Origin of the sequence: Marinilabilia salmonicolor JCM 21150 (genome assembly GCF_000259075.1) — a bacterium.
Lineage (GTDB): Bacteria > Bacteroidota > Bacteroidia > Bacteroidales > Marinilabiliaceae > Marinilabilia > Marinilabilia salmonicolor.
Genome location: NZ_AJKI01000056.1, coordinates 85,573 through 105,693, shown reverse-complemented (window position 1 = coordinate 105,693; position 20,121 = coordinate 85,573). Strand labels below are relative to the sequence as shown.

Annotated in this window: 16 protein-coding genes; 9 read left to right on the top strand and 7 right to left on the bottom strand. The window is 42.3% G+C overall.

Features of this window, described 5'->3' with window-relative positions; genetic code table 11:
• Nucleotides 1–11 precede the first annotated feature (11 nt).
• From W7W_RS0120065 to W7W_RS0120045, 3 genes are all read left to right on the top strand, one after another.
• Nucleotides 12–1,229 carry an efflux RND transporter periplasmic adaptor subunit gene (locus W7W_RS0120065; protein ID WP_010665414.1) on the top strand — a complete coding sequence of 406 codons (1,218 nt, stop codon included), beginning with the start codon at nt 12–14 and terminating at the stop codon, nt 1,227–1,229.
• A 230-nt stretch (nt 1,230–1,459) separates the two neighbouring features.
• A complete protein-coding gene (gene mdh, locus W7W_RS0120055) occupies nt 1,460–2,389 on the top strand; it encodes a malate dehydrogenase (RefSeq protein ID WP_010665413.1) in 930 nt (309 codons plus the stop codon).
• 367 nt (nt 2,390–2,756) lie between these two features.
• Nucleotides 2,757–3,500, top strand: a complete 744-nt coding sequence (locus W7W_RS0120045) for a head GIN domain-containing protein (RefSeq protein WP_010665412.1) — start codon at nt 2,757–2,759, stop codon at nt 3,498–3,500.
• A 37-nt stretch (nt 3,501–3,537) separates the two neighbouring features.
• On the opposite strand, the gene W7W_RS0120040 is transcribed toward W7W_RS0120045, so the two are convergent.
• Nucleotides 3,538–4,710: an AI-2E family transporter gene (locus tag W7W_RS0120040; RefSeq protein ID WP_010665411.1), complete on the bottom strand. Its 1,173-nt coding sequence runs from the start codon at nt 4,708–4,710 to the stop codon at nt 3,538–3,540.
• A gap of 322 nt (nt 4,711–5,032) precedes the next feature.
• Between W7W_RS0120040 and W7W_RS0120035 the strand changes: the two genes are divergently transcribed.
• Nucleotides 5,033–6,487: a hypothetical protein gene (locus tag W7W_RS0120035; RefSeq protein WP_234409008.1), complete on the top strand. Its 1,455-nt coding sequence runs from the start codon at nt 5,033–5,035 to the stop codon at nt 6,485–6,487.
• A gap of 35 nt (nt 6,488–6,522) precedes the next feature.
• Nucleotides 6,523–7,545 (top strand): endonuclease/exonuclease/phosphatase family protein, encoded by a 1,023-nt coding sequence (locus W7W_RS0120030; RefSeq protein ID WP_010665409.1) that lies wholly within the window; start codon nt 6,523–6,525, stop codon nt 7,543–7,545.
• On the opposite strand, the gene W7W_RS0120025 is transcribed toward W7W_RS0120030, so the two are convergent.
• The 5 genes from W7W_RS0120025 to W7W_RS0120005 all read right to left on the bottom strand — a co-directional run bounded on the left by W7W_RS0120025 (nt 7,526) and on the right by W7W_RS0120005 (nt 14,137).
• Nucleotides 7,526–8,362, bottom strand: coding sequence for a CvfB family protein (locus tag W7W_RS0120025; RefSeq protein ID WP_010665408.1), 837 nt, complete (start codon nt 8,360–8,362; stop codon nt 7,526–7,528). The genes W7W_RS0120030 and W7W_RS0120025 overlap by 20 nt on opposite strands.
• An 11-nt stretch (nt 8,363–8,373) precedes the next feature.
• A complete protein-coding gene (locus W7W_RS0120020; protein ID WP_010665407.1) occupies nt 8,374–9,249 on the bottom strand; it encodes an ROK family protein in 876 nt (291 codons plus the stop codon).
• Between the two features lie 4 nt (nt 9,250–9,253).
• A complete protein-coding gene (locus tag W7W_RS0120015) occupies nt 9,254–10,120 on the bottom strand; it encodes an ROK family protein (protein ID WP_010665406.1) in 867 nt (288 codons plus the stop codon).
• Between the two features lie 104 nt (nt 10,121–10,224).
• Entirely contained in the window at nt 10,225–12,867 is a 2,643-nt protein-coding gene (locus W7W_RS0120010; RefSeq protein ID WP_010665405.1) for a glycoside hydrolase family 2 protein, read from the bottom strand.
• A gap of 250 nt (nt 12,868–13,117) precedes the next feature.
• Entirely contained in the window at nt 13,118–14,137 is a 1,020-nt protein-coding gene (locus W7W_RS0120005; protein ID WP_010665404.1) for a LacI family DNA-binding transcriptional regulator, read from the bottom strand.
• Nucleotides 14,138–14,585: 448 nt separating this feature from the next.
• Here W7W_RS0120005 and panB point away from each other — a divergent pair, with 448 nt between their 5' ends.
• Both panB and W7W_RS0119990 read left to right on the top strand, forming a co-directional pair.
• Nucleotides 14,586–15,404 carry a 3-methyl-2-oxobutanoate hydroxymethyltransferase gene (gene panB, locus W7W_RS0119995; RefSeq protein ID WP_010665403.1) on the top strand — a complete coding sequence of 273 codons (819 nt, stop codon included), beginning with the start codon at nt 14,586–14,588 and terminating at the stop codon, nt 15,402–15,404.
• 80 nt (nt 15,405–15,484) lie between these two features.
• Nucleotides 15,485–16,174: an RluA family pseudouridine synthase gene (locus tag W7W_RS0119990; protein ID WP_010665402.1), complete on the top strand. Its 690-nt coding sequence runs from the start codon at nt 15,485–15,487 to the stop codon at nt 16,172–16,174.
• An 8-nt stretch (nt 16,175–16,182) separates the two neighbouring features.
• On the opposite strand, the gene W7W_RS0119985 is transcribed toward W7W_RS0119990, so the two are convergent.
• Nucleotides 16,183–16,656, bottom strand: a complete 474-nt coding sequence (locus W7W_RS0119985; protein WP_010665401.1) for a flavodoxin domain-containing protein — start codon at nt 16,654–16,656, stop codon at nt 16,183–16,185.
• A gap of 200 nt (nt 16,657–16,856) precedes the next feature.
• Here W7W_RS0119985 and W7W_RS0119980 point away from each other — a divergent pair, with 200 nt between their 5' ends.
• Together W7W_RS0119980 and W7W_RS0119975 are read left to right on the top strand one after the other, a co-directional pair.
• Entirely contained in the window at nt 16,857–18,548 is a 1,692-nt protein-coding gene (locus W7W_RS0119980; protein WP_010665400.1) for a thiamine pyrophosphate-binding protein, read from the top strand.
• Nucleotides 18,549–18,732: 184 nt separating this feature from the next.
• Complete coding sequence (locus tag W7W_RS0119975; RefSeq protein ID WP_010665399.1) at nt 18,733–20,061, top strand: 2-hydroxyacyl-CoA dehydratase family protein; 1,329 nt, start codon at nt 18,733–18,735, stop codon at nt 20,059–20,061.
• Nucleotides 20,062–20,121: the final 60 nt, after the last annotated feature.

Sequence of the window (20,121 nt, the reverse complement as noted above, 5' to 3'; positions counted from 1 at the left end):
ATTTTATACGGATGAAACGAAAATTGTTATTACTCATACCACCGATCATTATTATCCTGGTTTTTCTGGGGTATCGCTTCTTCATGGCAGATTCTGTTGATAAGGATGAGCTGGTAGAAGTAGAAAAAGGACGATTTGAGTATTATGTGGTTTCAATGGGCGAATTGGAAGCTCATGAATCTAAAGATATTTTGATCCCGGATGTGTTGTTGGGCCAAACCGTTCGCATCCGTCGTATTGCCATAAATGACCTGGTGCGTGAAGGTACTGAGGTTGAAAAAGGTGATTACGTGGCAACGCTGGATCCTTCTGAAGTTGAAGAGCAGCAGAAAAGTACTCAGGAGACCCTGGATATGCTTTATGCAAATCTGGAAAATGCCAAAATGGATAGTTCGTTGAACCTTACCGATGCCAGGGATGCCATTCGTCGAAGTCATGACAATGTGCTGGACGCTGAGGTGAAGGTTGAACAATCGGTTTATGAAAGTAAAGCTGTGCAGCGACAAGCTGCAATTGAACTGGAAATGGCGCGCAGGCAACTGGAGCAAAAAAAGAGAAATTATCAGCAACAGAAAAGAAAGAATGAACTGAGTTTGCGACGTATTGAAGATAATGTCAGACAGGAAGAACAGCAGATGGTAACACTTCAGCAACTCAAGCAAGACTTGGTTATTAAAGCTCCTTCAGCAGGGGTAGTGGTGTATGTTCGGGAGTGGGACGGAGAGAAAAAGAAAGTTGGCGATATGGTAAGCCGTTGGGATCCCCGAATAGCGATACTTCCCGATTTATCTACCATTCTGTCGGTTACCTATGTGAAAGAAATTGATGTTAACGAAATTCAGGAAGGAATGCCCGTAAAGATAACCATTGATGCATTTCCCGGTGAGGAATTCAGTGGCATAGTTCGTACGGTTGCCAATATAGGACAAGAGATAGAAGGACAATTTCTCAATGGATTTAAAGTCGAAATAGAGGTGGATCCTAACGGTTTTGATCTGCTTCCGGGCATGACCTCTACCAACAGGTTTATTATTCAGGCCATTGATGACCAGTTGATGGTTCCACGCGACGTGGTTTTTGTGGAAAACAATGAACAGATTGTATATAAGAAAACTCCTCTGGGAATTGTACGGCAGAAAATTAAGATCGAAGGTGAGAACGAAAAGATGGTAAGAGTTACCGAAGGCCTTTCGCAGGGAGATAAAATATTGGAGCATCCTCCACAGTAAATGTACTGATCATCAACTTATGAACAAACCGTCATTGCCTGTGTTTTTTAGGTAATGGCGGTTTTTTGTTAATTTTTGAGGGCTTGTTTGGTTTCTTTCTTCTTTGATCTGAAGATTGAAAAAAAAATGAAGAAATTTTTCTGTAATCAGAAGGTCTTGTTTATATTTGCCCTTGAATTGAGCATGCATACTAGATTTGGATAAATATAAACTCTCAAAAGTTAGTTTTTATGAAAGTAACAGTTGTTGGCGCCGGAAATGTAGGCGCAACTTGTGCCGATGTATTGGCCTATCGCGAGATTGCCAATGAAGTTATTCTGGTGGATATAAAAGAAGGTGTTGCCGAAGGCAAAGCTTTGGATGTGTGGCAAAAAGCGCCTATTAATTTGTATGACACCCGAACTATCGGTGTAACCAATGATTATGAAAAAACTGCAGGTTCGGATGTAGTGGTAATCACTTCCGGTTTGCCACGTAAACCCGGTATGACTCGTGACGATCTGATTGAAACCAATGCAGGTATTGTTAAGTCTGTTACTGAGCAGGTTATTAAATATTCTCCAGATGCTGTTATTGTCATTGTTTCCAATCCTTTGGATGTGATGACTTACCAGGCTCATATTTCATCAAAATTACCCCGTACCAAAGTAATTGGGATGGCCGGTATTTTGGATACAGCCCGTTACCGTGCATTCCTGGCTGAAGAATTGAATGTGTCTCCTAAAGATATTCAGGCTGTATTGATGGGCGGACATGGTGATACTATGGTTCCACTGCCACGTTATACTACTGTTGGAGGTATTCCTGTTACGGAGCTTATTGATAAGGATAAATTGGATGCAATTATTGAACGCACCAAATTTGGAGGTGGTGAGTTGGTGAAACTGATGGGAACTTCCGCCTGGTATGCACCGGGTTCTGCTGCTGCCCAGATGGTTGAAGCCATCGTGCGTGATCAAAAACGTGTTTTCCCTGTATGTATCAAACTAGACGGAGAATATGGTATCGATGACTGCTACCTTGGTGTTCCTGTTATTCTGGGTAAAAACGGAGTGGAGAAGGTTATCGAACTCGACCTGGACAGTGATGAAAAAGCATTGCTGGAAGATAGTCGTCAGCATGTTAAAGAAGTGATGGCTGTTTTGGAGCGATTGAGCTAACCTGGATTATTGATAAATTAGCTATTACAATGTTCAATTACCTGCTAAATACAGGCCTCCTCAATAAAATTGATTTGAAAATAGTTCACTATTTCCTTCATTCATTTTTTTTGCGAGTGCCAGTATTTATTGTCAATTGAACATTTCATAATGAGAACTCATGAATAAACCAGGCTAAAAAATATCTCTTTATTGTCTGACCGGAATTCCCTGGAGTTCCGGTCTTTTTTTGTGCGTTTTCGTACACTGAGGTTTCGAATCCGCACAAATTTTTCAGTCAGGTTACTGCGAGCTGATATTTTATTGGCCAATATCTCAGCGTATTGTGTGCTTTGGCCCGCGTTGTGCTATAAGAAAATAAAAAAACATGGAGGGTAAAACGATGACACGTTATCTGATAATGATTGCAGCTTTTTTAATTCCGGCAGGGATGACCGGATGTTTATATGATTATTCTGATTCGGATAATCATTCCGAAAACCAGCTGAATATAAAGCATGAGACCGGAGATTTCTCTTCTGTCAAACTATCCGGAAACTATTTTGTACGATTGGAAAATGCTGAGGTCCCCTCTGTTGAGATAATTACGGATGAGGAGACGAGAAAGAATATTTTTCTGGACATTCATGAAGGCGTTTTGACGGTAAGTAATGTTGAAAAACGAAGATTCAACAACAGGAAAGAAGTTGAGTTAATTATTAAGGCACCCCGAATAATATCAATTGAAGTTAAAGAGGCAGCGACGATTACTTCTGAGCTTCCTTTCAGGTTTGATTCTCTGAATATTGAGAGTGCCGGGGCGCTGAAGATGGATATGGAACTCCTGGGTGATCGTTTAACCGGAACATTTGCCGGTGCCACCAACCTGAATCTTCGCGGATCAGTAGTTGAGGTGAAACTCAATATGCCCGGAGCCGGTAAAGTTAATGCCTTTGATCTGAAGACAGAAGAGTTGGACTTGTCCATGTCCGGTGCTGCAAAGGCAGAGGTTTTTGCCAGTAAACGTATTCATGTAGATGCTTCTGGAGCGTGTTCCATTGTCTATAAAGGGAATCCCGAACAGGTTTATACCAATGTCACCGGCATCGGAAGGGTGCATGAAGCCCGTTAAAGTGCAGAAACGGAGCGGTATTCCTTAATTACCGGCTTTAGGAATCCTCCTCCCCGGGAGGATTTTCTTTGGTTGCGAGCGGGCCTGAGTTGATCGGCTCTTTAATAATAAGTCTGCGGTAATAGGATATGAAGAGGGTAGTAAGTGGCAGGGCAAGTAACATTCCCAAAAGGCCCATGATGGATCCCCAGACAGACAAAGACAGCAAAATAATGGCAGGGTTCATGTTGTAGGCTTTTCCCATGATTTTAGGCACCAGAATGGTATCCTGAATTATCTGAACAATGGCTATTACGATGAAAACAGATAGTAATACTGACCAGAAACTGTCTCCTGTCTCCATCGATTTTAATAATGCAAGCAAAATGGCTGGTAAGAATCCAACCATTTGCAGGTACGGGATGATGTTTAACAGGCCAATAAGCAGCCCAAGGGTTATCCCCATGGGAAGGTCAATGATTTTAAACCCGGTGGCCATTAAAACACCCACCGTCATGGCAATTAAAAACTGGTTTCGAAAGTAAATCCGCATCGACAGTTTTAAATCTTCAGCTATTTCACGTGCCAGAGACCGGTATTTGAGCGGAACCAGTTTGGGCCATGAGGATTCCATCTTGGGATAGTCAATAAGGATGAAAATCAGGTATAAAAGTACAATCAGGAAACCTAATGTGCCAAAAAGAATGTTCAAGGATCCTGAGAAAACCTGTACGATTGGTTTGGAAATATCTTTTAGTGTTTCGGTAATGTCTGAGGTGTTCAGAATTTTCTGAAGATCCCGGCTTGCCAGCAAATCTCTTAACCATTCGTCGATTCTGGCCGGTAAGATATCGTGATATGATGTGTTTTTGAGGTAGGTTTTAATCAATTGAGCCATTTTATGCATCTCCTCCACAAATTGGGGGATGAGCCACCAAAGTATTAATGAAATGATAAGAGACAGAAAAAGAAGTGCAAACATTACTGAAAGTCCCCGATGCTTTATCCGCATTTTTTTCTGGATGAAGCAGACCAACGGGTCGATGAGGTAAGCCAAAAGGACAGCAATAAAAAACGGAACCAATACGTTACTTAGATAACGAACCAACAATATCATTCCTGTAATAACCAGTGCCGCAATCACCATTCTTGTGACTTTGTCGAACGTGTATGGTTTTCCGGAAAAGAAATTATCGATGTGTTGCCGGTCGTTACTTTGCTCTTTTTTCATGGTATGCAGTTAAAGATGCTTTTCCTTTTGTTGCCAGGCTCTTATGCCTGATAAGGAAATGTGAATAATCAGGGACTTTTTTATAGTGTAATTTGAAACTTAAAAGTAAAACAATCGTAGAATTTCATTGTTAATATATGTAAAAAAAAGTTTGACTTTAATAAAAAATTCTTTGTATTTTGAGTAATCCTTGCTTAATTTGCAGTATAATCCGGAGCGAAATGGTTCTTTTGAGTAGTTTGTGTTGTCAACCCGCTTTTGGAGAGGATTTTAAGGGGAGTAGATAAAGGTGATTTCATTGTAGTTGGATTGATTTGTTGATTTGAAAAAGAGAAAAAAAAATATTGTTACACGGGTTACATTTGTGCTCACTCTGCTTTCGGTATTATTGTTTGCCGGATGTGAGCGGGAGTATGTCTTTCGTGATGGGAATGAAACCCTGGCATTTAGTACCGATACCGTTGCTTTCGATACCATTTTTACCTCCGTTGGCTCCACTACCCAGAATCTGAGAGTTTACAATCCAGTTCAGGAAGATATGATGATTGAAGCCATTGAGTTGGCCGGTGGGGATAATTCTGATTTTCTGATGAATGTAAACGGAACAGCCGGCAGTATGGTTTATGATATTCCGCTGCGAGGGAATGACAGTTTGTTTGTTTTTGTAGAGGTTAACATTAATCCTACTTCCGAAAATGCTCCTTTTGTCGTTACTGATTCTTTGCTTGTTTATACTCGAAGCCGCATATACACTATACAGTTGATGGCCTATGGTCAGAATGTGGTGCCCCTCAGAAAAGAAAATCTGAAGACCACTACTTTTACCAAGGATAAACCTTATTTGATTTATGACTGGGTAGTGGTTGACAGTGCCGAAACACTCACAATAGAACCCGGAGCAAAATTGCATTTTCATAAGGATGCTTCTTTACTGGTTTTTGGATCGTTGCAAGTAAAGGGAACCCTGGAAGATCCGGTTACTTTTACAAGTGATCGTTTGGATGACTGGTATGCTGATAAAACCGGGCAGTGGGGGTATATTCAGTTGATGCCCGACAGCAAAGATCATATTATAGAAAATGCAACCATCCGGAACAGTACGATGGGGTTGGTGGTGGATTCTGTGGGGTATAAGCCTGATGACCAGCCTCTTTACCTTCGAAATGTGATTATAGAACATGTTGCTTCCCAGGGACTTATTGCTCAGCATTCTGCCATTGAGGCTTCTAATTCCCTGTTTGGTAATTGCGGAAGTGCTTCTGTAGCCCTGACACTTGGCGGCGATTACAATTTTTATCATTGCACCATTGCCAATTATTTTACGTTTAATTATCGCAGCACTCCTGCTTTGATTATTTCCAATTATTTTGTGGATGCCAATGATATGGAACAGTATTTCTCGCTGGATGCTGCTAACTTTTATAATTGCATTATAGCCGGACGAAACAACAATGAAGTTAAGTTTGATTTCCAGTCGGGCGACGATATGAAACTGGATGAACTGATTAACGTGAGCTTTGATCACTCATTGGTCAAGATTGATGAAGACCGGAAAGAGAACTATTCCGCATTTTTTGATGAGGGGGTGTTGTTCAATGAGAATCCCGGTTTTGTAGATGTTTCAAAATATGATTATCAACTCGATTCTCTCTCTGTTGCACGCGATGCCGGAAATGTGAATATCGCAAAAGAGTTTCCCGAGGATGCTTTAGGCATGAGCAGAATGGATGATAAAGCACCGGATATGGGAGCTTTTGAACGTATTGATGAGTTTTAATCAGTTGTTTTAGTTTCCTTTAACCGACCCTTATTATGTCTTTTCTTTACTTTCTTCGAGGTTTATTGTTGTTCTTATTTTTTTTAGTAGTTGTCTGTTTATTTGGTCAGAACCGGGATTCAGAACCGGCCGGAATTATGTTTTATAATGTGGAGAATCTTTTCAATCCGGAGCATAATGAGGGACAGAATGACCTTGAGTTTACTCCGGACGGTGATCGTCGATGGAACCGTTATAGACAGACTGAAAAAGAGAATAACATTTGCCGGGTAGTTCTTTTTGCAGGCCGGTGGAACCCTCCGGTGCTGGTTGGACTGTGTGAAGTAGAGGACCGAAAAGTGTTGGAAAGTCTGGTCTTTAATACCGGTTTGCAACATCTCGATTATTCCATTATTCACTTTGACTCTCCGGACAGAAGAGGGATTGATGTGGCATTATTATATCGAAGGGACCGTTTTTCGGTTCTGCATGCTGCTCCCCGACCGGTTATTTTTGATGAGGATAATCGTCCCACGAGGGATATATTGTATGTGAAAGGAATGCTGGATGAGAAAGACACGTTGCATGTGGTGGTGAATCACTGGCCATCGCGTTGGGGGGGTGAAATGGCTACAAGCAATAAACGAAAGGTGGCCTCTTCCAAACTGGCAAATATCTGTGATTCGGTTTTAAAAGAGTCTCCGGAAGCCTCAATTGTTGTAATGGGTGATTTTAATGACGGTCCGGAAGATGAGAGTATTGGTAGTCTGAAGGGGTGCCTTGTAAATCTTGCCGATAATGCAGATGGTGATGTGCCGGGCACCATAAAATACCGTCATGAATGGGACTACTTTGACCAGATTCTGGTTTCTGAAAGTTTATTGCCTTGTTATGAAGGGTGTAATTTGGTCCTTAAAAATGAAAAGATGAAAATTATAAGTGCCCCGTTTTTGTTGGAGGATGACCCGATGTACCCCGGAAAAATGTTGAACAGGACCTATCGGGGATTGAAATATCATGGCGGGTTCAGTGACCACCTGCCGGTATATGTGGAGCTTGTCAGGCCTCCTTTACCCTGATGCCATCTTTTTCCAAAACAATTTTCTTTTGCTTGTAGAGGGATCCAATCGCTTTTTTGAATGCTTTTTTACTCATTTTCAGCACTAACCTTATCTCCTCAGGTGAGGATCCGTCAGTAAGAGGCAGAAATCCATTGTTTTGGGTGAGTTTTTCCCACAACTGCTCCACATTGTCGTCAATACCTCCTGCTCCAATGGGAGACAAAGAAAGGTCTATTTTTTCGTCCTCACGGATGCGGACAATATAACCCGGCATTTTTTTGCCTGTTTCAGGAGACTCATGGGTTTGATTTTTGTAAATCAGTCCCAGATGTGTTTGGTTGATAATTGCTTTGTATCCTAATTCAGTGGCACCTGCAATGATGAGATCCACCTTGTCGCCCGGCTGATAATCATGAGAGATATTGTCCAGAAATTTTTCAATTTTGGCAGAGGCTACAATTCGTTTGGTCTCATCATCAAGATAAACATATATAAGGTAGCTGTTTCCTTCAACCATTCTTACCTTTTGCTCTCTGAAAGGAACCAGTAAATCTTTTGGAAGTCCCCAGTCAAGAAAGGCACCATAATTGGAGATGTCGTTAACTTTCAGATAGCCAAACTGACCTACTGTAACAAGCGGGTGGTCGGTGGTTGCAACCAGACGGTCTTCAGAATCCAGATAAATAAAAACTTCTATTTCCTCACCTGGTTTCAGGTCAGACGTTACATAGCGGTTGGGCAATAGAATGTTGCCAAGGTTTTCTCCGTCAAGAAAAGCCCCGAACTGAGACATTTCTGCAACCTTAAGTTTGTTGTAATGGCCAATCTGAATCATATATCGTTGTGTTAGTTTTTTCGTTGAGCGTCAAAATAGAGAGCCGCTGCTCCCAGTACTTCTATGTTCGGGCTGGAGCTGACTTCTATTTTTAGGTTTTCCACCGATTTTTCGAAAGGAAAACTGTTGAGGTTTTTTCTTAGGGAATCTTTAAAATAAGGAAAGAATTCTGCAACTGGGCCACTGATGACAATAAGTTCCGGATCAACGGAAAACATAACGGTCATGACGAAGTTGGCAAAATCAAAGCCAAATTGTTCCAGAATGGCCAGGGCAATTTTGTCTTGTTTTTGGGCTCTGGCCAACAGGGTTTTGGGTTTTATGCCGTATTTTACCTCAAAATATCCTGTGGTACAGTAATATTCGTAATTCCTGTCCTTGTAAGGAATATATCCGAATTCGCCCGCACCACAATTGGAGCCGCTGTAAAGTCGGTTGTCCATTATAATTCCCGCACCTAACCCAATGCCGGCAACAATGGCTGCCATATTTCGGTACCGGGTACCTTTCCCGTAATATTTCTCGCCAATAGCCAGACAGTTGGCATCATTGTTTACGTAAATCCCGGTCTTAAACTGCATTTTCAGAAGTTCGCCCAAGTGCACTGTTCGCCATGAGGGGATGTGTTCCACATTATACACAATGCCTTTGTGTACATCTACCAAACTGGGAACTCCTATTCCGATTCCGGCAATGTCGGGTGTGTAGAGTCTGGAAATTGCACCTATAAGTTGGTTTAAAACAACCTCTTCTTCGGCAGTGTTGTCAATTTCAACTTCCAGATATTGATCCACTTTGTCGTTAACAATCCTTCCGGCCTTGAGGTCTTTTCCTTCTAAAAAAACACCGATGACCGGTTCTTCCGGACGGGTTAAGTCTCTTATCATGACCTTATTGATTATGGTTTCTGAATTGTTCCTGTTCGTAATAGAGCGCCGCTGCACCTAAAATTGCAATGTCGGGTATTTGGGAGAGAATAATTTTCAGGTTTCTGATACTTCTGGCATACGGGAATGTTGCCAGTTCTTCCTTGAGCGTTTTCTCAAAAAAGCGATAAGAGCCTGAAACCGAACCTCCCAAAATTATAGCTGCCGGATCCACTGCAAAGATAATCGTTTTGATGGCATTCCCCAGATGATGTCCGAATTTGCTGAACAGTTCCGTGGCTTTTGGATTGTTTTGTTTGGCCAGTTGGGCAGCCTCTTTGCCACTTAAGTGGCCCTGATGTTCGAAAAACCTCCCACTGCAGTAGTGTTCATAACTATGATCCAGGTAAGGTATCATTCCAAATTCACCGGAACCGCAATTCTGATCCTGAAGAAGATGCCCGTTTTTGATTATACCGGCTCCCAGACCTGTGCCTATTATGAGACCCGTAAAATCGTCAAATTGTTTTCCCGCACCGAAAAATCGTTCACCTGCTGCAAAGCAATTTGCGTCGTTGTTGATGTAAACAGGAACTTTAAACTCTTCCTGAAGCATCTGCCCCAGAGGCACCTCTTTCCATGAAGGGATATTCTGAATGTCAAAAATTACTCCTGTCTGATAGTCCACAATTCCCGGAACACCAATCCCAATGCCAGAAATATGGGGGGTCCACACAGCTTTAATGGTTTTCCGAAGTTCCTCGTAAACCATTTCAGGATTGTCTGTTTTAGGAACAAGATTTTTGGCCACTTGCTCCATGTTGTCCCGATATACTCTGCCGGCTCTCATGTTGGTGCCGCCAAGATCTACGCCAATGATTGTTTTTTGCATTATTGCTTTGAGTTCTTTTTGTGTATTGAAGTCGGGAAATTCTCATTAATGAATTTCCCGACTTTTCTGCTAATCCCGGATGCTTGAAGTGAGATCAAAAAGGGCTATTTCCCGGATGTACTATTGATTGTGTTCAAATTTTTTAATTCTATGTTGATGTTTTCCAGTGTTAGGTTGTTTAGATCTACACTGCCCGATATGGTTCGTTTTTCACCCGGAAGCAATGTAATGTAGTTGTCTTCCCATAATACCGGGAGTATTACCTCCCCGGAGCGATTGTCAACGGCCATCAATTCATTGAAAAATGCCAGTTTCTTTTCCTTGTTCTCCAGTGTGCAATGAAATAATATTTTTTCCTTTACTTCTTCTTTCGTTACTTCAAGAGTCAATTCAGGAGTAGTAAGCTCATTGATCGCCGAGAAATCTGCAAATTCCGTGGTCGGGGTATGTACCCAGGTGGTGGCTTCGAAATCGGGAATATCCTTCTTTGTGGATAGCCAGTAGAAATTATTAGCCAGCTCTTTTCCGGTGTTATCCGTAATTCTCAGGTCCAGAAACCAGGTGGTGGACCGGTTGCTTATCTCAGGGAGTTCAAAAATCATATTCGTTTGGTTAGCTCCAATGGAGAAGGCGTGTTCTGCCGAAAATAATTTTTCGGATTCTGATGAAAAGATTTTGATTCCCAGAAACAAATCTTCAAAACCATTCAGATAGTCATTGTTTACATAAATGTTTTTGTCTTTGTAATTGTAAATTGGATGCAGTGGGGCACCGGCCTTTTTTGTGCCATAGAACGCGCCGTTGGGACGAAGGTAGTAATCGTAAAGTTGCCAGTACATTTCCGGCCAGGCTGAGTTCAGCATCCACTGAATAACGCCGGTGGCCTCGTATTTGTTAACTGCAAAGGCTTCAAACATTCCGCGTATTGCTTCGTAGCTGGATATCTGGTTTTTGAAAGCAAATTCTTTTAATGAATGGCTTTCTTCGTAGCGGTTGTTAAAAGCCCTGAGATATCTGTCTATCGTTTGAAATTCATTTCTACCAAAATGGTATAGCCACATGGAATCAACCGGCCAGTGGTGTTTTTCCGGCAACATCCTCTTGATGCTCTCGATGGGAGGGATTTGTGGTCCGGGGCCGGTTTCTGTATTAAAACCGTAGGCTCCTCCATAAAGTGTGTCAGTGTACCAGTAAACCGGGGGTACCCAGTCGTATGGTCCCAGCATTTTCACTCCCGACGGACCACTTACTTCACTGGTGTTCTGATGTCCACCAACTTCTACTCCCCGGCAGGTGGTCACAACGGGTGCACCGGGAGCAATTTCTGTCATGTGTTTATCGAGAATCTTTTCAAGATCGGGATGTGGCAATTTGTCACTTCCATAAGTCCACAAAAGCATGGCTGGATGATGACGGGTTCTTAAGACCTGCTGACGGTAGGCGTTGGATTCTCTTTCGTACTCTTCGGGATAGATGGACATATATGGTCCTTCAGGTCTGCCACAATAGCTTTCCCATTCCCATTGGCAACTCCATCCGATCATAAGCATGATTCCCTGTTCGTCGCAATAGTCGTATAAGGTGTTGTTGTTGCCCCAGAATCCTTCCAGTCTGATGGTATTCAGGTTCATGTGTTTTACATAGTCGATCTGAGCTTTTACTTTTTCATCGCTATCAGTTAACAACATGTCATCAACCCATCCGCCTCCTTTTACCAGAAATTTTTGGCCATTCACTTTAAAGCCTCTGTGTCCTTCTTCTGTGAAATAGTCCTCTACCTGGCGTATTCCGAAACGTATTTGGACCGCGTCTGAAATTTGATTGTTTTCGGTGATGTTGACTTTTAGCGAATGTAATGGTTGATCTCCCAGGTTGTTGGGCCACCAGAGCTCCGGGTTTTTAATTTGTAAAGAAGGGAAATCATCCGGGGTAAAGAATACTTCTTTTTCTTCTCCCGGAGCCAGTTTTATTTCTTTTGACAAGGTTTGATTTAAAAGTTCTGCTTTAAGAAGCCCATCCAGGGTGTCGGGCGTCAGATTTTCCGTAAAAACAGATATGGTGATTGCAGCTTCGTCCAGCGTTTCGGTATTCACTGATGAGCGAACATTTGGGTGGTTTAGGGAAATGTTTCCTGAGGTTTTAAGTCTTACCCCTCGCCAAAGCCCCATGTTGCCGTCGGGAGCTTCAGGATTCCAGTCCACAAATCCAAGCGTGAGGTCCCCTTTTTTGGGAGGAGATACTTTGAGGGCAATGATGTTTTTTCCCGGGGTGAGGAAGGGGGAAATATTGAACCGATAAATGCCAAAAGCGCCCTCTATCTGGTTGGATTTACTGATTTTTTCTCCGTTAATCCACAGGTCCGCCTTGTAATTAATGCCTTCCAGAATCAGCTGATGGTTGAGTTTTATTTCGGATTTGGAGATGGTCAGCTCTTTTCGGTACCACCAGGGCCGCTTAAATGGTTTTTTGTCTATTTTTTTCAGGGCCATGTTGAAATAAATATTCTCGTAATGGCCGTTTTGGCGAAGCCCGGAGAGTACTGTTGCCGGCAGCTTAATCTTTTCCGTTTTTTGGGGGGTAAAACTGCCTGTTGAAATGATGCTGTCGTTGCCGTTAGAGGTCGGGAAAAGTTCCCATCCTTCATTGATATAAACATCTTTGGTTACAGTTTCATTTTTATGGCAGGAGGAAAGAATGATGCCTGAGATTGTCGCTAGGGTGAGGATAATAACAGCTGTTTTCTTCATTTTTGCAGGATTTAGTTGAATGGTCAGTTTAACCTGATATTTAATTTTACAGAACTTCTTTTTTCAGTATTAATGTATTTTTGCCTTCGTTGCCTTTTGTTATGTGTTGAATTACAGTATTTAATATTATACAAACATCATAAAATTAAAAAATATATGCAAGCGTTTGCACTAAAATAATTGGTTTTTAACTTTTGTATTTAGGGTGCTGTTTAGTAATCCCTTATGGTTGGCGGATTGTAAGATTTAATTATTTATTTCTGAAAGAGCTGTTCCGGATGATGAGTTGATAGGGTTTAATGGTGGTATCGCTCTTTTGTTCTTTATGCTCAATCTCATTTAGCAGATAATCCATTGACGTTTTTCCCGTGTCCCGACCGGGAAGAGCGACTGAGGTGATTTGGGGTTCAACAAATTGCAGGGCCGGTTCAGAGGTCAAAGAGGACAGCGCAATATCTTCAGGAATTGACAGTTTTTGTTCTTTGATTAGCTTGGATACTACCAATGCCGCATAACTGGTTGCCGTAATGATAGCGTCCGGTTTAAGTCTGGAGGTTAGCCAGATTTTTATGGCTTCCATAATGTCCTCTTCGGTAAGATCCGTGGATAAGTGAAACTGAGTAAGCAGTGGAAGTCCCTCTCTTTTTAGTGTTTCCTTAAATGCTTTTGCATGTTCTGACGATATATTGCAGGTGATGGGACCTCCCAGATGAGCAATTTTCTTGTAGCCAGAACGTGCAAGATGCGCTACAGATTGTTGCATTGCGCTGTAGTTGTCGATGATGACTTTTCTGCAGGGGAAGTCGAAGCGAACCCTGTCAAACAGCACTAGCGGAATGTCATTTGCCGACAGTATTTTAAGGTGGTCAGTATTGGTGGTTTCGGTGGTTAGGCATGCAATAATTCCGTCAACTCTGGTGGCACTCATTGTGCGCAAAATTTCTTTCTCCTTATCAAAAGAGTTTCTTGTTTGGGCAATCAGAATCCGGTAACCTTTATTAAAAGCAAGTTCTTCAATGCCATTGACCACCTCGCTGTAAAAGAAGTTGTTAAGAAAAGGAATGACTACTCCAATGGTGTTGGTGCGGCTACGTGAGAGACTTGAGGCAACCATGTTCAGGTTATATCCCAGTTCTGCTGCCTTTTTAACAATTTTTTGTTTGGTCAGATCGCTTATTTTGGGACTATTGTTCAGGGCACGGGAAACGGTTGAAGGAGCCACATTTAGTTCTCGGGCGAGGTCGTTTATCGTAATTGGAGATTTTGCCATTGCTCTGTTTTTCAGATTGCTCTTATGCAAAAATAGCAAAACATATGGTTTTACAGATTGTGATTTATGATTGTCGGATGAAACTGAACGGTATTGGTTGTGACGGCATTGCTATTTGTCAATGGTTCAGCTGATATTATCTCAATGTCGGTTTAGAGTCTGTCCATACAGTACCACTTGCTGCGTTACGCTTGCCGCCAAAATACTCATTTACCCAAGTAAACTCCGTTTTTGGCGGCTTCGCAAGCCTTGCAATTGGCACTTTCTGATCAGACATATGACTTTTTACAAACTTTCCCGACTTTATAGACGCGCACTAGGCAATTTTACTTCTTTTTTGCAGGTAACGGGTTTTTGTGATTTCTTTTCCGGTGTTAATAATCTTGAAATTGGGATTTCTCTCAATTAAAGTGGTAACTTTGCCGATTGGATAAAAAATATTTTCATTATGTCAGCTGCAAATGAACGTCCCAGGAAGGTGACGACACACGTTTTAAGTGAAATGAAGATGAAAGGTGAGAAGATTTCCATGCTCACCGCTTATGATTATTCCATGGCCAGTATTGTTGATCAGGCAGGACTTGATGTGGTATTGGTGGGAGATTCGGCTTCTAATGTGATGGCCGGATGGGAAACGACCCTTCCCATCACACTTGATCAGATGATTTATCACGGAGCATCGGTCGTGAGAGCTGTCAAGACAGCCCTTGTGGTGGTGGATCTCCCTTTTGGTTCTTATCAGGGCAATAGCCGTGAAGCGTTGCACTCTGCCATTCGGATTATGAAGGAGACAGCAGCTGACGCTATTAAGCTTGAGGGAGGACTAGAGATTGTGGAGTCCGTAAAACGAATCCTTTCGGCGGGGATTCCGGTGATGGGACATCTGGGACTAACTCCTCAGTCCATCCATAAATTCGGAACTTACACCGTTCGTGCCCGTCAGGAAGAAGAGGCTCAAAAACTGATTGAGGATGCTCATTTACTGGAGGATGCGGGTTGTTTTGGGTTGGTGTTGGAGAAAATTCCTGCGAAACTGGCAGCTCAGGTGGCATCTGAATTAAAAATTCCTGTAATTGGCATTGGTGCCGGAAACGGAGTGGACGGACAGGTTCTGGTGATTCATGATATGCTCGGCATTAATCAATCATTCTCGCCGCGGTTCCTCCGTCGCTACCACAACTTGTTTGCTGAAATTACAGGTGCGGTTCAGAATTATATTGAAGATGTGAAATCGGGCGATTTCCCCAATGAGCGGGAGCAGTATTGATATAATGGGAGTAAGCAATTTTAGATTATTTATTCGGGCAGGATATTCGCGCGATTTTGATTAATAAAGAAAATTTTACCATGGACTTAGAAGTACTTTACGAAGATAATCACCTGATTGCTATAAATAAAACCGGATCAGACCTGGTTCAGGGCGATGAAACGGGCGATGAACCGCTTAGTGATAAGGTAAAGACTTACATTAAAAAGAAGTACAATAAGCCGGGGGATGTGTTTCTTGGTGTTGTGCATCGGCTCGACAGGCCCGTGAGTGGTGTGGTTTTGTTTGCCAGAACCAGCAAGGCGCTGAGTCGCATGAATAAAATGTTTCAGGAGAAAGAGGTCAAAAAAACTTACTGGGCTGTAGTAAAGAATTTACCACCTCAGGACGAAGGTGAATTGCGCCATTTTATGCTTAAAGACAGCAATAAAAACAAGTCTTATGCATTTCCGAAAAAGCGTTTGGGAGCCAAAGAAGGAATTCTCAAGTATCGCCTTATCTCCAGCACCTCAAATTATCATTTGCTTGAAGTTGATCTTCAAACCGGACGTCATCACCAGATTCGTAGTCAGCTGGCCAAAATTGGCTGCCCTATCAAAGGAGATCTGAAATATGGGTTTTCGCGTTCCAACAAAGGGGGAGGTATTTCGCTGCATGCCAGGCGTATTGCTTTTGTTCATCCGGTGAAGCAGGAGCCTGTTATGATTGAGGCACCTGTTCCCAAAGATGATAACCTTTGGCAGGAGTTTGAGAATGTGATGAAACGATAAGGGCATTTTTAACTTAACTCCTGAACCAGTTGATTGATCTTGTCGTGTTTTAGCTTTGAAACCGATTCGGTAACGCCTGTTATTTTGCGTGTCATTGTTTTTTCAATGAAATTCATTTCTTCGAAGAGGAATTCCCCTCCAACCCAATGACAGGTTTTGGCGTGGCTACGTATATCTTCGGGGAAGGCTCTGTGCATCTGTTCCTCTGCTTCCTCTTCAAACATGCAGCAAAGGAATAGTCCCAGTTGTTTTTGTAGCAGAAGGTTTCGGTTTGATTTTAAAAATTTTCTTAGTGCTTTACTGATGGTTCCTGCATGGATGGAACCACCGATGATTATTTTGTCATAGCTCCCGAGATCGGGCTCTTCCGGCTGTCCTGCCTTAATTAGTGTTACTTCATCCGTCGAAAACAGGTTGGCTATTTCTTCCGCTACTTTACGGGTTGTCCCATGCTTCGATGAATAGATGATTGCGGTCTTCATTTTCCTGAATGTTATGATTTTAAAGATGTCGATTTAATACCGGACTGATGAGGTTTGGCTGTTTCGGTGTATTCAGTTTCTTGTTCATACTAAAATAGTAAAGTTGGCCGGACTTCCTTTGTAAAGATAGTTTTTTTGTATTTACAACTCCGTTTTTTTGTGTAACTTATACCATCTAAGCCCCCTAAGTTTCTTGCTTTATGAAGAGGAGAGTTGTAAATGTTATTGCAGAGGTGCTGATCAGTAAAAAAATTGAATATGTTTTTGGTGTAACAGGAAAAACGATAGCCCCGTTTCTGGATGCCCTGCTTGATTATGAAGAAATTGATTTTATTGCCACCAAACATGAGAACGGTGGTGCTCTGATGGCTTACGGATATGCTCAGGGGAGCGGTAAGGTAGGCGTTTGTTGCGGCTCTACAGGGGGCGGCTCTACCAATCTCGCCACCGGTGTAGCTTCTGCCTTTATGAATTCTGTTCCTTTATTGGTTATTACAGGTCAGATTCCTACCTCAGACTTTGGCAGGGGAGCCTTTCAGGAATCCACCGGTTTGGGACAATCTATTGACACGGTGGATTTTTTCAGGTCAATAACTAAAGAGAGTTTTGCTGCGGTGGCCCCCGCAAAGATTGTTGAAATCATTGAGTATGCCATCAGAAGTGCCACTTCAGGCAGAAAAGGCCCCGTTCATGTCAATATTCCTTTTGATATTCAGCAGGCAGAAATAGAATATGAGCCCTTGAGCGACAATGATAAGTTACTCTCGGGTGGTTCGTTTGTGGAGAGTGCTGTACTGAAAGAGACGCTCCGGCTGATCGGTGAAGCTGAAAAGCCTGTTTTTCTTGTGGGGTGGGGAGCAGTGCAAAGTGGGGCCAGCACGGATATTTTGAAAATTGCCGAAAAGCTTAGGATCCCTGTAGCCACCACCATCCAGGGAAAAGGAGCACTTCCGTCGGAACATCCTTTGTGTTTGGGGGTGTTAGGGATTTGTGGTCACCCTGTTGCAGCGCATTATGTTTTTGATCAATCTGATTTACTTATTGCGGTGGGAACCAGTTTTGGCGAGTTTTCCACTTATGGTTGGGATCAGCGATTTTTGAAAGACAAAAAAATTATTCATGTGGATATTGATAAGCGCGAAATTGGGAAGAATTATCGTGTGGCTGTGGGGTTGAATGGAGATGCAGCGATAATTATGCACCAATTGCTGAAAATAGTGGAGCACAATGGTGTGCTTCCTAAACAATCAGGAAGAGATGCGGAGCAATTAATTGCGGAAGATGGACGATTGTTAAATCCTCACTTAATGAGGTATGAGGGACGACCGCTTAAACCTCAGAGTCTTTTTGGGGTGGTAAAGGAACTTGCTCCTGATAATACTTTATTCCTGGCCGATTCGAGTTCCCACTGGGCCTGGGCTATGCATTACCTGTCCATTGGTGAAAATGGGAACTTTTTCCCCACTCTTGGTCTGGGGGCTATGGGGGCCTCTATTAGTTCCGCCATCGGAATTAAACTTAGTCAGCCAAAGGCTCCGGTGATTTGTATTTGCGGAGACGGATCGTTTCTTATGGGAGGCAATGAGGTGGCTACAGCCGGCCAGTACCACATTCCTGTTATTTGGATTGTGTTCAACGATTCGAGATACAGTATGCCGGAGGCTTCCATCAAAAAGATGTTCAATCGTACCATCGGAGTGGAACTGGGAAGTACAGATTTTGCAAAAATGGCGAAGTCGATGGGAGTAAGAGGGTTCAAAGTGGATAATCGGGCTACTTTTTATGATGCGCTTTCGGAGGCAATCAAAATAAATGAGCCCGTTGTTATTGATGTACTCATTGATTCATCAGAAATCCCTCCCATCGGGCAACGGAAGCTTACGGCTGATTAGCATTTCTTTTGAGGTTCTGTCGCTACATACGACGGGGGGGGGAGCGCCTCTATCGGAATCTAGGCTCAGGAAGAGTCGAATAAGAGTTTTCACTACGTTCAAACTGACAAAAGACTTTAAATTCAAGACAATTTGGATGGTCTGAGGAGCTTTTTTATTGGACTTTAAAGCAAATATAATTTCCATGAAAAATTTTGATAAAGCTGATATAATAGCCGATGTAGCATACAATAAGAGTAAAACCCGCTTTCTGTTCAAAGATGAGCAGATGAGGTTGAACGATGCGATGAAAGAGAAAATCGTACGTTTTGCCAGTGAAATGATTACAGAAAAGGAGAGACCCCAAACCATGACGTTGTTTGATGAAATGATGAACGGTATGCATGGTCAGCGGGTCAAGGATCTTTACCAATACCGTCGTGAGGGGCATCACATTATGGCATTACTGTGTAATTCAATACCTCCGGAATTGATTTATGCCCTGGACGGTTTTATTCCTGTAAGTGTTTGTATGGGCGCTGGTGAGGTAGAACCTTTTGCCGATAATTATACCCGGGGTATGTGTTCGCTCACCCGCTCTATGATTGGCTTTCTACACACAGGAATGTGTGTGTTTTTCAATCTGGCTGATTATGTTCTGGGGTCAGATCTTTGCCCTTCCATTAGAAGAGCCACTGATCTGGTTGGCGAAACTTCCAATGACTTTGAGGTACATTGTCTGCAAATGACGAAAATGCCTGAGGGGAAAGTGACGTTTAATTTTGACGATTTCCATACATGGGTTATGAAAATAACAGATGGAAAAGGTCTAAATAAAGAAAAACTGGTTGGATATTCCCGTTTGTTTTGCGAAATTAGAGATGAATATCAAGCTGTTTTGGATTTTCGAAAGCATCCCAATCCTCCTATCAACGGAAAAAACAGTTTGTGGATTCAGCAGTTGGCTTTGGTTGAAGAGCCCCGAAAACTGCTTTCTGCTCTCAAAAAACTGAAAGGTGAACTTCTGTTTCGACTGCAACAGGGCATGGGTTATGATTCGGAGATGACCAAAAAAAGAGTGATGCTCATTACTCCGCGGGTGATGCCTCCTTTTGGACAAATATACCGTCTCGTCGAAAAGACGGGTGCGCTCATTGTGTGTGAGGAATCAGACATGGGAATTACCAATATCAATTATGACTTCAATACATTCCTCGACCTGGCTGGTCAGGATGAAGATCCGGTTGCGCAGGCCGTGACTTATATGATGGAGTGTGTTGATCATAATTCAAGTTCCTGCCTCTCCGGGATTGATGAAGAGCGTTTGATGCAAAAAATAAAGGAATATAAGATTGATGCTGTAATAAACTATTCTTTTCGAAACTGTCCGGTGATGGAGGAGAAAACAAACAGAATTGATTATTTGTTAAAAGAAAAAGGGATAGCATCTTTTCGACTGGTCACCGATTATATGGAAATATATGAGAAGGAAGCATATTATATAAATGAATTAAACCGTTTTTTATATACTTAGCCTGATTATTTCGCTCATTTGTTTGCTGGCATTAATAATTATTCAGGTTATAACTTTAAA